General features: G+C 69.8%; 11 protein-coding genes. All 11 read left to right on the plus strand.

Features of this window, described 5'->3' with window-relative positions; translation table 11 throughout:
- Positions 1 to 117: 117 nt before the first annotated feature.
- The 11 genes from ACFYWX_RS01755 (at position 118) to fxlM (ACFYWX_RS01805) (ending at position 13,957) form a co-directional block, all read left to right on the plus strand.
- A complete protein-coding gene (locus tag ACFYWX_RS01755) occupies positions 118 to 609 on the plus strand; it encodes a response regulator transcription factor (RefSeq protein WP_307047257.1) in 492 nt (163 codons plus the stop codon).
- Positions 606 to 1,775 (plus strand): methyltransferase, encoded by a 1,170-nt coding sequence (locus ACFYWX_RS01760; protein ID WP_389422017.1) that lies wholly within the window; start codon positions 606 to 608, stop codon positions 1,773 to 1,775. Before ACFYWX_RS01755 ends, ACFYWX_RS01760 begins: the two co-directional genes overlap by 4 nt.
- Positions 1,765 to 2,607 carry an SAM-dependent methyltransferase gene (locus ACFYWX_RS01765; protein ID WP_389422018.1) on the plus strand — a complete coding sequence of 281 codons (843 nt, stop codon included), beginning with the start codon at positions 1,765 to 1,767 and terminating at the stop codon, positions 2,605 to 2,607. Before ACFYWX_RS01760 ends, ACFYWX_RS01765 begins: the two co-directional genes overlap by 11 nt.
- 306 nt (positions 2,608 to 2,913) lie before the next feature.
- Entirely contained in the window at positions 2,914 to 4,275 is a 1,362-nt protein-coding gene (locus tag ACFYWX_RS01770; RefSeq protein ID WP_389422019.1) for a phosphotransferase, read from the plus strand.
- A gap of 238 nt (positions 4,276 to 4,513) precedes the next feature.
- A complete protein-coding gene (fxlM, locus tag ACFYWX_RS01775) occupies positions 4,514 to 5,737 on the plus strand; it encodes a methyltransferase, FxLD system (protein ID WP_389422020.1) in 1,224 nt (407 codons plus the stop codon).
- Positions 5,738 to 5,795: 58 nt separating this feature from the next.
- Complete coding sequence (locus ACFYWX_RS01780) at positions 5,796 to 6,002, plus strand: FxLD family lanthipeptide (RefSeq protein WP_127177387.1); 207 nt, start codon at positions 5,796 to 5,798, stop codon at positions 6,000 to 6,002.
- An 87-nt stretch (positions 6,003 to 6,089) separates the two neighbouring features.
- Positions 6,090 to 9,140 (plus strand): lantibiotic dehydratase, encoded by a 3,051-nt coding sequence (locus ACFYWX_RS01785; protein WP_389422021.1) that lies wholly within the window; start codon positions 6,090 to 6,092, stop codon positions 9,138 to 9,140.
- Entirely contained in the window at positions 9,137 to 10,360 is a 1,224-nt protein-coding gene (locus ACFYWX_RS01790; RefSeq protein WP_389422022.1) for a lanthionine synthetase C family protein, read from the plus strand. The genes ACFYWX_RS01785 and ACFYWX_RS01790 overlap by 4 nt, the downstream gene beginning before the upstream one ends.
- The gene (locus ACFYWX_RS01795; protein WP_389422023.1) at positions 10,342 to 11,343 is read left to right on the plus strand and encodes a thiopeptide-type bacteriocin biosynthesis protein; all 1,002 of its coding nucleotides are present in this window, start codon (positions 10,342 to 10,344) and stop codon (positions 11,341 to 11,343) included. Before ACFYWX_RS01790 ends, ACFYWX_RS01795 begins: the two co-directional genes overlap by 19 nt.
- A complete protein-coding gene (locus ACFYWX_RS01800; protein WP_389422024.1) occupies positions 11,340 to 12,515 on the plus strand; it encodes a hypothetical protein in 1,176 nt (391 codons plus the stop codon). The genes ACFYWX_RS01795 and ACFYWX_RS01800 overlap by 4 nt, the downstream gene beginning before the upstream one ends.
- Positions 12,516 to 12,718: 203 nt before the next feature.
- Positions 12,719 to 13,957: a methyltransferase, FxLD system gene (gene fxlM, locus ACFYWX_RS01805; RefSeq protein ID WP_389422025.1), complete on the plus strand. Its 1,239-nt coding sequence runs from the start codon at positions 12,719 to 12,721 to the stop codon at positions 13,955 to 13,957.
- The last annotated feature ends 85 nt before the right edge of the window (positions 13,958 to 14,042 follow it).

The following is a 14,042-nucleotide window of genomic DNA, read 5'->3' on the forward strand; positions in this document are numbered from 1 at the left end:
CGAACTCGCCCTGCAGCTCTACGGCGGTTCGTAGCTCACGCCCCAACCAGCCGACCAGCGAAGTGGGCCGGCCCCGATAAGACGACGACTGTGCCAGAACACCAAAGGAGTACGACCATGCCGGCCCCGGACGAGACCATCTCGCCGCCGCTCTCCCCTCAGGAGCGGGAGGCTCTGCTGGGCATCTCTCAGGGAAAGACGACCGCAGAGACGGCCTGCGACATGGGAGTGTCCGACAGCACGGTCAAGACGTACATCCTCCGGATCGGCGGAAAGCTCGGAACTTCCGAGCGGGCGAGCATGGTGGACCTCGCCTACCGTCGCGGGTACTTGGACGTCCCCGGGCCTGTGGACTACGTCGTCGAGCTGCCCAAGGAGCAGCACACCGTCCTGGCAGGGCTCGCCGGCGGAAAGACCGTCGAGGAGATCGCGGCCGGCGCGAAGCGTCCGCTGTACGACGTGCGCAAGGACGCTCGACGCCTGCTGCGGGCGCTGGGTGCTTCCTCGGCCGCGCACGCGGTCACGCGAGGATGGCAGTTGCGTCTCCTGAGCCCCGCGACCGGCCGTGACAACTCCGGAGACGTCGTCGCCATGGCAGGACAGGCATGAACGCCCGCGTCGAGGCCGGCAGCCTGCGACCGGGCAGTGGCCCCGTTCACCAGCACGCGGGGGACGTGTTCACCTGCGACCGGCGGCAGGACTTCGTGCCCCACGTGATCCGGACGCACCGAGGTGGGCGCTGGCGCAGGGTGGACCGGAGTAAGAACGCCGGTGAGTGGGCGAAGTTCGTCCATCGCTCCGAGATGCTCGTGTTCGACGTCGACGACGGTGGGGAGGGCGGCCCCGGCATCGTCACGGGAGTGATCCCGTCCAAAGAAGACGTCACGGCACGCCTGGCCGCGCTCGCTCCAGTGCCGGGGACGGCCGTGGCCGAGATCGGTACGGACTGCGGCTGGACGGCAGCCTCTCTGGAGCACCATCTCCAGGGCGGCCAGGTGGTGACGGTCGCGGACACAGAACGTCTCGCCGAGATCGCCCGGCAGCGCCTACGTCCCTACCCGCGGGTTCAGGTGGTCAGCGGGTCTCAGGCCGGGGTCTTGGGACCGGCGGGTTCGTTCCACGGGCTCATGTCCCATCGTGCGGTACGCCGTGTGCCGTGGGAGTGGGTCACCCGGGTTCGTCCGGGTGGCCGGCTGTGCTTGCCCGTCCGTACCGCTCTGGGCGGATCCAGCGCGCTGCTCGTCCTGACCGTGGCGCGGGACGGGGCGTCGGCCAGTGGCCGTTTTCACGCCGGACCGGCTCCGCAGACCGTGTGGCTGCGCGAGCACCGCCCTGGTGAGGGCAGCTCCGTCGAGTCGCAGGGCAGCCCGAGGGCGTCGGAAGCCCTGGACGCGAGCGGGGCGCACGTACGGCCGGCGGCCCGGTTGTTCGCCGGCCTGCTTCGCCCTGACCTTCGGATGCAGGTCGTGCGCGGCGTTGCGCAGCTCGAAGGCGACGTTGCCGACCGCCTGCGTATTCATGACCACCAGGCGTCTCGGGCAGTGATCTTTCTCCACTCCCCCCGCATCTACGAGTGGGGGCCGCGCGATCTCGGCTCCGATCTGTTCGACGCGCTCGGTCAGTGGCACGCGGCCGGAGAACCAGAGGTGGAGCAGCTGGGCGTGACGATCACGGAGACCGAACACACGCTGTGGCTCGGTGCACCGGACGGTCCGTCGTGGCGTCTGCCCGAACTCCACACGATCACCGGCGAGGTGGAGCGGCATGCGACCTGACCATCCGATGCTCCTGCACCCCTCCGCAGCGATCGCCGAGTTGCAGGCACGACCATCGAGCGCCCGGATGCAGAACTACCTGCTCGGCGGGCGAGACCACTACATCGTCGACCGTGACGGGGCCCGTCGGGCGGCCGACCGCATGCCGTTCCTGGAGAGCGCCGTCCGCCACGAGCGCATGTACGTGCTCCTGATGGTGCAGGCCCTGGCCATCGCGGGCATCCGGCAGCTGGTCGACTTCGGCTGCGGCCTTCCCCACGGCCCAACGCCGGTGGATGTCCTGACCCGCATTCATCCCGACGCCCGCGCCGTGTGTATCGACAATGACGTGCTGGTGCACACCCACGCCGACGCAATGATGACGGCCAAGGCGCCCGCTGTCGTCGAGAGCCTGTGCGCCGACGTACGCGACCCCGAGTCGATCCTCGCTTCCAGGGAAGTCCTGGAGACGATCAACTGGCGAGAACCGGTCATCCTTCTCCTCGGTAGCGTGCTCCACCACATCGAGGACACGGCGGCGCAGCCCCTGACCGTCCTCGTCGACCAGTACAAACATGTCGCCGCCACCGGCAGCGCTCTCGTCATCACGCACGCCACCGCCGATGTCTCGGGCAAACCCGTGCGCCGATTCGCCAAGACCATGACGGCGGCCGGCTGCCCCGTCCACCTGCGGACGAAGGAACAGATCGCCCGGCTGTTCGACGGCTGGCAACTGACCTCCCCGGGCCTGACCGCGCCACAGACACTGGCACTCGAATACCCGGTCCTGCCCCAGGCCGCGTCATACGCCGGCACGGCCCGAAAGGAGTCCGCGCATGGCCGAGCTGTGTGATCAGCAGACCGGCGGGATCAAGCCGGTGACCAGCCAACTCTCAATGGACTCCTGGATAGAATCCGTGACGTCCGGAAACGGGCACCCGGGCGTCGCGGTCACTGACGCTGGACGTCACGTCTGCACCCCGGAGATCCGCATGCCCCACACCCGCGCGTTCGCGCGCGTTCCCGTAAACCCCGTTGTGGGGCGGTTCGCCGACGCCACGCCGCAGTGCCCGGACGCGAGTCGGCGTCGGCCGCACCCTCGTCTGGCAGGCCAGCGGTGAACGGGCAGGCAGCCTCGCATCGGGGCGGGGACGACATCGTGCAGCGCCACCGGGAACCGGTCGACGTCCATCTCATCCTGCGCCGTGGCGGCGAGGTGCTGCTGAGCCGGCGCGCGGGCGACACCTACGCCTCGGGCCTGCTGCACATGCCCTCCGGGCACCTCGACGGCGACTTCGAGGACGTGGTCACCGGGCTGGTCCGGGAAGCCGAGGAGGAGCTGGGCATCATCATCCGGCCGGCCGATGTCCGCGTCGCGTTGGTGATGCAGCACCGCAGCCCCAAGGGTCACAACCGCACCGGCTGGTTCTTCGAGGTCACCCGGTGGATCGGCGTCCCGCGTATCGCCGAACCGGACCGTTGCTCACAGCTGGACTGGTTTGCCCTCCACGACCTGCCCGACGACATGGTGGCGTACTGCCGGGCCGGCCTGGAGGCGTACCGGGACGGGCACTCCTTCGCGCTGCATCTCCAGGAACCCGACGACCCGATCGTCTACGAAGCGAACGGGCCAAACCGTCTGCACCCCTTGCCCTCGCGGGCGCCGGACCCCTACGCCGTACTGGGCGAGCAACTCGGCACGTTCGCTGAACGGACCATCGGCCCGCTGAAGGAGGTCACGGACGCCTCCTGGGCGCGGGAGGCTTCCCACGTGTGGCGGCTAACCGGACGCGACAGCGGGAGCTGGTACCTGAAGGTTCACCAGGGGCCCAAGTTCCACCAGCGTGAGGTGGGCGCCCTGAGAGAGTGGGCCCCAGCCCTCGGAGCCGACCGCGCCCCGCAGCTCGTCGCCGCCGACCCCGAACAACTCGCCGTGATCGTCAGCGCGCTTCCCGGCCGCGTACTCCACGGCGCCGACCTGAGCATGGCCGCCTGGCAGTCGGTCTACCGCCAGCTCGGGCAGCTCCTGCGGGCCCTCCACCTCGGCGAGCCCCCGATGATGGCGCAGGCCCTGGGCGGGCTGGCCAAGCTGGAACGGCACCTCGCGGCAGCCGACGGGCTCCTCGAGCCCGGAGAGGAGACGCTGGTGCGGTCCCTCGCCCTGCACCTGCCCCGTGTACCGCCCGTCCCCCATGGCCGTCGCCACGGTGATGTACAGCGGCGCAACCTGCTGCTCGACGACCACGGGACCCTGGCCCTCATCGACTGGGAACGCGCGGAAATCGGGCCCCTCGTCAGCGACTTCGTACGCATCGCCGACACCTGGATTGACGCGCCCGAACTCGAAGCCGCCCTGTTCGACGGCTACGGCCGCACGCTGTCCCCGGATGAGGCCCAAGCGCTCAAGGGTCTGTCGGCCCTCGACGCGCTCAGCGGCATCCAGTACGGCGCCACCCACGGCGACCCCGAACTCGTCGAGCGCGGGCATCGCACCCTGCACCGGCTCCGGAAGGAGGCATGACGACATCCGATCCCACGGCATCGGAGCGGGTCAATGAGCATGCCTGGCGATAGTACGGGCGCAGGCAGCTCGACCGGTCCCGACCACCACACCTACACCTTCGAACGGATTCAGGAGCTGCCCTTGGGGCGCTGAGCAAACGCCGGCTTCCGCCAGCCGGCATCCATCGCCGAACCACCCTGCAGTTGGCGCCGACGCCGGAGGCGAAGGCGCACGAGGCCCCGTAAGGAACCCCTCTATGACCGATGTGACCGTGGCCCCCGACGAGGCCACCCGGCTCCGCAACAAGGTCGTCGACCAGCTCAAGGAGGACGGCACAATCGTGTCGCCTGCGGTCGAGGCCGCCATGCGCAAGGTGCCCCGGCACCTTGCCGTACCGGAGGCGTCGCTCAGCGACGCATACAGCACGTACAACGCCGTGATCACGCAGGAGGACGAGCACGGCAATCACACCAGCTCGGTGTCCGCTCCGCAGATCCAGGCGATGCAGCTGGAGCAGGCCGGCATCCGCCCGGGCGACAACGTGCTGGAGATCGGCACCAACGGGCCGAACGCCGCGTACCTCGCGGAGCTGGTCGGGCCCACCGGTCAGGTCACCACCGTCGACATCGACCCCGCGCCCGCCGACCGAGCCAAGCGGTTCCTCACCGAGACCGGCTACGCGAGCGTCATCGTCATCGTCGCCGACGCCGAGAACGGCCTTCCCGAGCACGCCCCCTACGACGCGATCGTGGTGACGGTCGGCGCCTGGGACATCCCGCCCGCCTGGATCGACCAGCTCAAGGACGATGGCCGGCTCGTCGTGCCGCTCCGCATCAACGGCCTGACCCGCACCTACGGGTTCGTCCGGCAGGCTGACCACCTCGTCGCCACCAGCGCCCACGTGTGCGGTTTCGTGGCGGCACAGGGCGCCGGCTCCCACACGCAGCAGGTCATGCAGCTGCCCGGAGAGGAGGGCGTCACGCTGCGCTTCGACGAGGGCTTGCCCGCCAACCCCTCGCTGCTGGACGGCGTCCTGAACAGCGCCCGCGCCGAGACGTGGACCGGGGTGACCGTCGCCAGCCAGGAGCCCATCGGCACCCTCCAGATGTACCTGTCCACACAAGTCCCCAAGTTCTGCTTCATGTCCACCAACCCCGAGTTGACCACCGGCAAGATCGGCCCCACGGGCAACAGCTGGTCCATGGTCGCCATCGACGGGCCGCACTTCGCCTACACCGTCGTGCGCCGCGACACCGAGAAGAAGACCGCAGAGTACGGCGTCCACGCCTTCGGGCCCGACGCGGCCGAGTTCGCTGAGCGAATCGCCGACATCCTCCGCACCTGGGGCGAAAAGGTCCGCGGCAATGACGGCCCGCGAATCGCCCTCTACCCGGCGGGCACGCCCGATGACCGGATCACCGGCGACCGGATCATCGACAAGAAGCACAGCCGGATTTCGATCTCCTGGCCGACCGTCTGAACCGCGGCGCTGGGCCAGGGAGTTCTGCACCATCCCATCGGACAAAGAGAGTGATCGCATGACCACTGCCGTACTCGACCACCCCACCGCCCCGGCCGTGCTGCCGGTCGACGGCCTCGCCGACGACGACTTCGAGCTGGACATCAAGGTCGTCATCTCCGAGAGCCCCCTCACCGTCTTCATGTGCCCCACCAGCGACGGCTGCGGCAACACCTGCGTGAACGGGGCCAGCGCCTGCCAGTCCTCCATCGAGGATGCCGCCTGACACGTGGCGTCGGCCGGGGCGACAGCCGATCATCGCTGCCGCCCCGGCACCCCCCGTCCGCGCACCCCACAACAGGAAGGGACACCGGTGGCCCACGGAGTACCCCTCACGTATCAGTGGCAGCCTGGAATGCTGCTGCGCGCCTCCACCGCTTCCCGGCCGATCCCTGTGCCGGACTTTGACCTGCACGGCGACGACGCCACGATCCGTGGTCGGCAGTGGCTGGAGGAGGTATGGCGCGCTCCAGTGCCGACCGCGCTGTCCGCAGCCAGCCCCGTCCTGTGTCAGCGCGTCGCCGAGATCCTGAACGGCACCGTCACCGACGGCCGCCGTATCAGGCGGGCCGTCCGGTCTGTCGCCGCCTACCTCCTGCGGTGGAACCACCGGCCCACCCCGTTCGGGGTATTCGCCGGCGTCGCCCCCGCTGAGTCCGCTCAAGCCGCCCACATTCTGTGGGGTGAGGGGTACCGGACTGTTCTGCGGCCTGATTCCGACTGGCTGACGGACGTCATTACCCGCCTGGAGAGCCACCCCGCTCTGCTGGCCCGGCTGACGGTCGTGGCCAACAACACCGGCCGCTCCCGCGGCAACCGGCATGTGGTGGAGGGGATGCCGACTGACGCGCACACCTCCGGTTACGCCCCCATCGAGCTGTCGGTCCGCCTGACCCGGCCAGTGGCTGCCGTGCTGGAGGCTGCCCGCACCCCGATCCCGTACGAGCTGCTCGTGCACCGTCTGTCCGGGCAGTTCCCCACCGCACGCCCCGAGCAGCTCGTCGGCCTGATTTCCGACCTATTGAGCAAGCACATCCTGATCAGCAGCCTGTGGCCCCCGATGACGTCCGTCGACACGCTCGCCCACATATGCGATGAGCTGGAGAAAGCAGACGCCACCGGCATACCCGACATCGCAGAGCTGGCCTCCCAGCTCGCTTCGATCCGGGGCGGCTTGAATCACCCGGACACCGTCGCCCCTTGGACGCTCGGAGACCCGCTGACGCAGAGCATGCAGCGCGTGAGTGCCACCGGCCGCGTCCCGCTGCTGGTCGACGCCGCACTGGACTGCACCGCCTACATCCCCGAAGCCCTCCTGGCCGAAGCCGCCGAGGCAGCCCAGGTCATGCACCAGCTGTCGCCTCATCCGTACGGGTATCCGCAATGGCGCGACTACCACCAGAGGTTCCTCGACCGGTACGGCAACGAGGCCCTCGTGCCCGTACTGGATTTGGTCGCGGACAGCGGCCTCGGCCTGCCCGCGGGCTTCCTGGGCTCCGAGCGCGCCCGCCCGCCATATGAGGTGACCGACCGGGACGAGAAGATCCTGCGCCTGCTCCAGGAGGCGATGCTCGGTGGGAGGCGTGAGCTGGTCCTCACCCGGGCGACGATTGCCGACCTGACCGCCCACCACGCCGAACCGCTGCTGCCCGTGCCCCGGGCTGAGATCGCAGTGGAGATCCACGCCCCCACTCTGGAGGCCGTGCAGGGCGGCGACTACCGGCTGCTGGTCACCGGCGCCCCCCGCCCCGGCAGCAGCATGCTCGGCCGGTTCGCGCACTTGCTCCCGCCGTCCGCTCAGAGCGCGCTCACCGACTCGTACGCGACCGCCGGCCCCGGCGCCATCGCGGCGCAGCTGTCGTTCACCCCTCGCCGGCGCCGCAACGAGAACATCGCCCGCACCGTGCAGGTCCTACCCTTCACTATCCCTCTCGGCCAGCACCACGAGTCCGGCCCCGGCGTGATCCCGCTCGACGACCTGGCGGTGACTGCGGATACCCGCCGGTTCTATCTGGTGCGCAGGTCAACGGGACAGCAGATCGAGCCTCGCGTCACCCATGCGCTGGAAGCGTCCGTCCACACACCGCCGCTCGCCAGGTTCCTGGCGGAGATCACCACCGCCCGCAATGCCGCCTACCGGGCGTTCACGTTTGGCGTCGCCGCCACCCTGCCCTACCTGCCACGCGTGCGGTACAAGCGGACGATCCTCGCGCCTGCCCGTTGGTTGCTGTCCGCCGAGGAACTGCCCGGCCGGTCCGCCCCCATGGCCGACTGGGACAAGGCACTGGCCCGATGGCGCGAACGGCTCTGCGTCCCTGACCGCCTTGCTCTGGTCGAAGACGGCCAGCAGCTGCCCCTCGACCTCGACCAGCGCATCCACCGGGCGCTGCTGCGCGCCGGCGTGGACCGCAACCGCGTTGTCGAACTGCGCGAAAGCACCACTGCGCGGGACTGGGCATGGATCGGCCGCCCCCACGAGCTCCTGATCCCTCTGGCGAACTCCACCCCCGCCGACCCGCCCCGCCTGCCGGAGGCCGCTGCCGCCGCCCCCGGGACACCCAGCCAGCCCACCGTCCTGTATGCCCGTCTCTTCGCGCACCCCCAGCGCTACAACGAGATCCTGTCCGGCCACCTGCCCACGCTGCTCGACCAGTTCACCACCATGCCGCTCTGGTGGTTCAGGCGCCATCGCGACACAACCCGCCCGGCCTCCGACCAGCATTTGGATCTGTACCTGCGCCTTCCCGATTCAGCCGCCTTCGGTCCGGCCGCCCAACTGGTCACCGGCTGGGCAGACGCCCTCAGCGGCCAACATCTGGCGGCCGGCCTGGAGTTGGCTACCTACCCGCCGCAGACCGGCCCGTACGGGCACGGCCCCGCTCTGGACGCCGCGCACCTGGTGTTCGCCGCGGACTCGGCCGCAGGCGTGGCGCAGATCCGTGCCGCTGCGGATGATGCCGCCACCGGGCAGGCCCTGACCGCTGCGAGCATGTTCGACCTGACGGTGCGGTTCACCGGCGACGCAGATCAGGCGTCAGACTGGCTGACCCGCACGCTCCCTCAAGAACGCGGCCCCATACCCCGGGATCGAATCGCCCTGGCCCAGGCTCTGGCCGATCCCGAGCACACCGCACTCCAAGCCCTGCCGGGCGGCCCCGAGGTCGCCGCCGCCTGGCGGCAGCGCGCTGCAGCCCTGACCGCCTACCGGCAGCAGCTGGCCACCGGGCACAACTCCGACAGCGTGCTGCGGTCGCTGCTCCACGAGCACTGCGTGCGGGCGCTGCCCGTCGACCCCGATCGCGAACGCGCCACCGGCCGGCTCGCCCGGGCCTGCGCCCTGCGACACCGGGAGCGGCAGCCATGACCACCGCAACCAGCCCAGCTGTGCTGGCGGACGCCTTCGCCCGCCACCTGGCCACCCCCGTCCCGCCGCCCGAAGACCAGCCCTGGGCGGCGCAGGACCTGGCCGCCGGCGCCGCGGGATCCGCGCTCCTGCACATCGAACGCGCCCGTACCGGAGACGGCACCTGGCAGCAGGCACACCCCTGGATCAAGACCGCCGTCGCCACCACGGTCAGCGCCGCCGACACCAGCGGCCTGTACCTGGGGGCGCCTGCGGCAGCGTTCATGCTCGACTGCGCCGTCACCGCCGATGCACCCAGGTATCAGGACGCGCTGGCAGCCCTGGACCACCACGTGGCTCAACTCGCCCACCGCAGATGCGACGCGGCGCGGACTCGTATGCGCCACGGGCGTCCAGCCAGCTTCCACGAGTACGACATCTTCTACGGGCTCACCGGCATCGGCGCGTACCTGCTGCGCCGGTCCCCGTCCGGCACCGCGATGGCACGCGTCCTTGCCTACCTCGTACGGCTGACCCGCCCCATCCGGCACAGTGACCAGGGGATGCTGCCCGGCTGGTGGGTCGGTCACCAGCCCGACCTCACCCCGTCCACCGTTCCCGCCGGCCACGCCAACTTCGGAGCCGCCCACGGGATTACCGGCCCGCTGCTGCTCCTTGCCCGCGCCCTGCGCCAAGGCGTGAGGGTCGACGGTCAGGAAGACGCCATCGACACCATCCTTCACTGGCTCGATACGTGGCGGCAGGACGGCCCCGCCGGATTCTGGTGGCCCGAGCACCTCCGCCTCGGTGAAGTCCACGCCGACCGTCCCGCCCAGCGCGGACCGGCACGGCCCAGCTGGTGCTACGGCACCCCCGGCATCGCCCGCGCCGGACAGCTCGCCGCCCTCGCCCGCCGCGACCCGGATCGCCAGCGCCTGTACGAGGACGCCATGGTCCGCTGCCTGACCGATCCCGGTCAGCTGTCCGAGATCACCGACGCCGGTCTGTGCCACGGCTGGGCGGGCGTCTACCAGACCGCTTTCCGCGCCGCCCACGACGCCGCCACCCCGGCCCTGCGCGCCACCCTGCCCGACCTGGCCGCTGCCCTGGCCCGGGACGCCCGTCCGGGCGGCGACCCCGGCCTCCTGCAAGGCGCCGCGGGCACCGCCCTCGCCCTGACCACCGCAGCCCACGACGCTGCGCCGACCTCGGGATGGGACGCATGCCTACTGATCGACTGAACCACCCCTCCCGCCTGGAAGCGACCCTGCACGCCGTGCTGGACGTCATGGCCGGCACCAACACGGACACCGCCGCAGCCCGCGCCGGACTCGAGCCCGCTGACCTTGACGCTGCCGTCGCCGTCTACCAGCAGGCCGGGCACCAGGCCCTCGCCCAACAGACGGGACCTCCGGCATGGCGTCAGCTGTACATCCAGTTCACCGACTGGGCCAAGGCCGAGCAGACCGCCGCCGACCACATCGTCCCCGTCCTGGACCAGGCCCAACAGGACGGTCTGCTCACCGGATGGTGGTTCATCCGTAAGCACCCGTGCTGGCGGATGCGGCTGCTCCCGGCCTTCGGGACGCAACTCCCCCCGGCACTGACCGACATGCTCGACAAACTCACGGCCGCCGGACAAGTCCACCGCTGGTGGCCCGGCATCTACGAACCCGAAACCGCAGCGTTCGGCGGCGACGCCAGCATGACCATCGCCCATACCCTGTTCCACGCCGACAGCCACGCCATCCTCACCACAGCTCATGGCGAGCTGGGCCGCCGGGAGTTGTCACTGCTGCTGTGCGCCACCCTGATGTGCGCCGCCGGACTGGAGTGGTACGAGCAAGGAGACGTCTGGCACCGCGTCACCCGGGAACGGCCCCTCCCCTCAGACGTACCGGCCACCAAAATCCACGCCATGGCCGATAGCCTCCGACAGCTGCTCATCGCCGATACCAGCCCCTCTGGTCCCATGCTCCAGTCGGACCGCACCCTCAAGCCCGCCGCCGACTGGGTGAGCGCGTTTCGGCAGGCCGGAGGAGACCTCGGCACAGCCGCCCGGGACGGAGCCCTCGACCGCGGCCTGCGCGAGGTCATCTCCTACCACGTGATCTTCCACTGGAACCGGATCGGCCTGCCCGCCCGCACCCAGAGCGTTCTCGCTCACGCGGCACATACCGCGATCCTGCATCCCGCTGACCCCACGGAAAGGCCGATGCCGTGACCGCGCCGCCACAGCACCCACAGGCAAGGCTCCGTCGGCTCTCCAGGCGGTTTCCGCTGGTCAGCCGGTCCCACCTCGTCTACCCCAGCTTCGCCGCCCGGATCGACGAAGTCCGCTCCTGCGGGGAGAAGTCGGCGCAGGACGGACCGCTCCGCGACCGGATCAACCTCGCATGCGCCACCTGGAACCTGTCCGCACTGATCGCCTCCGACAGCGGGCTGACCGACCTGGCGACAGACCTCTGCCTGCGTCAGCTCCGTCTCTTCCAAGCCGCATGGCCTGTCACCGGGGACACCGCCATCGCCAGCCTCCAGCCCATCGTCAACCTCGTACGGCTGACAGCCCGAACGGGCGACCCGCAGGCCGCCTTTCAGCAGCTCATGAGCGTGCACCGCGCCGCCCGTGACGGCGGCAGCGCGACCGTCCACGGACAGGCCATCGACCTCACGGGCTTCACCACCGACGCCGGCCTGGACCACATCCAGCCCTGGCTACACGACCTCTTGCTCGACGACGGCACCCGGCTCCTGGTCGCCGCCGGCCAATGGCATGAGGCGGCAGAACACGCGACCGCCTACGACGAGCAGCCCGAGCGGCTGTACGGCAGCAGGCAAGCACACATCGTGGCGAACCTACATACGGACGCTCTGGACACGGCCAACTCCCTGATCGACAAGGCCACAATCACGGAGCCGTGGGAGGAAGCCGTCGCGCAGGTCCTCCGCCACTACGCCGACCACCTTGCGGGCCGCGCCACAGCAAGAGGGTTCGCCGCTACGGCACTCGCCGTGCGGGATGCGCTGGAGCCGGACCCGCCACACCTTCGCATGTTCCGGGTGCGGCTGGCCCTGGCCGCGATCGACCTGGCACCGGAAGGCTGCGAAGTCCTCGCGTGCCCCCTGTACGACGCGATCGTCAGCGACACCACACGGGCACGGGACGCGTACGCAGCACGCGAAATCCTCCGCCACCCCGCTCCACCGGCTGACGAGTGGTCACGCCACGAGCTGGAGGCGATCGTCCACGACGGCGGCCTCGGCCGGGGCACCCTGCCCGAATCGGTGCTGTCCACGTTGATGCGGGCTGTCAGCACGGCTGGGGCGAGCCTCACCCAGTGCCTCTCTGAGGAGGGAGGTTTATCGCCGCATGCGAGACGGCCAGGCGTCAGCTGATGCAACGACCGCCCATGCTCTGAGGGCGTGGGACGCGTGCCACTCTCACTCGCCACGCAATCTCCGCCTTCGACCACACCTGAGTGCTTCCGACCAGCAGGAGGCTGGGGCATCGGCTGCGCCGCCAAGTCGCCTGTGTGGAGGCGCAAGCCACCGACGCGCCTCCCCGTCGTTCCACCCCGCCAGCCTCTAACCTCGCGCGAATGGAGACCACCGTGACGCCCGTCACCGATCCCGCCGTATGGCGCGACGAGCTCGTGAGCCGCCTCGTCGACAGCGGCCACCTGCGCACCCCGGAAGTCATCGCCGCGTTCCGGGGCACCGATCGCCACCGGTTCCTCCCCGGTGTCGACCTTCAGAGCGCCTGCGTCGACGACGCCGTGGCGATCAAGCACGACGCGACGGGCACGATGCTTTCCTGTATCTCCGCCCCCTCCATCGTCGCCACCCAGCTCGAACAACTGGGCGCCCAGCCCGGCCACAAGATCCTCGAAGCCGGGGCCGGCACCGGCTACAACGTCCGGCTGTTGTCAGAACTCGTAGCTCTCGAAGGCCATGTGTGGACCGTGGATGTCGACCAGGACCTCGTCGACGGCGCGCGGAAGAACCTCGCGCAGGCCGGGGCCGCAAACGTCACCGTCGCACTGGGCGACGGCGCCGCCGGTCTGCCCGAACATGCGCCCTTCGACCGCATCCAGTTCACGGTCGGCGCCGGGGACATCCCCGTGCGGATTCTCGACCAGCTCGTCCCCGGTGGACGCCTCGTCATCCCGATGCGGATTCGCGGCAGCATCTCCCGCAGCTTCGCGTTTGAACGCGACGGCCAGACCTGGAGGACGGTCTCCACCGAGATGATGACGTTCGTCCCCCTGCGCAAGGGCTTCTGCAATGACGTCCGAACCATGGTCGACATGGCAGGTGACGGCGACGTGCGCTTGGAGACCTACAGCGAGCAGAACGTCGACCGCGAGGCGATTCGCACCGTCCTGGACCAGTCCCCAGCCGAGATCTACACCAACGTGAAGTTCCGCAAGGGCGACTCCTACGAGTGGCTCTACCTGTATTTGGCATACGTGCTGCCGAACGGCCTGTCCCGGATGCCGGGGTCCCGCTCCGGCCTCATCCCGAACTTCGGCTGGGGCTCGATGACCGCACTCGACAATGACTCCTTGGCCTACCTCACGAAGCGGGAAGGCGAGGACGAGCACGGCACGTTCTGGCAGATCGGCGTCATCGGCCACGGCCCGCGCGCCTCGGAAGTAGCCGACCGGGTCGCCACCGAAATCAGCGAGTGGAACCAGAGCTGGGGCAACGGCTCACCCGAACCCAGCTTCCGCATGGCCGTTGGTGACGCCCGCAACCAACTGACAGCCTCCGAACCGCGCTTCGTCATGGACAAGCCCTGCAGCCGCCTCGTCGTCGACTGGCCCCGCAGGAGTTGAGTCGACGATGTCACCACAGCAATGGAGAGAATTCAGTCCGGTTGACCAGCATCACCGAACATGCAGCGCAGCGGTATTTCCCGTT

It is taken from the genome of Streptomyces sp. NPDC002888, assembly GCF_042888465.1.
In the GTDB taxonomy this organism is placed as follows: domain Bacteria; phylum Actinomycetota; class Actinomycetes; order Streptomycetales; family Streptomycetaceae; genus Streptomyces.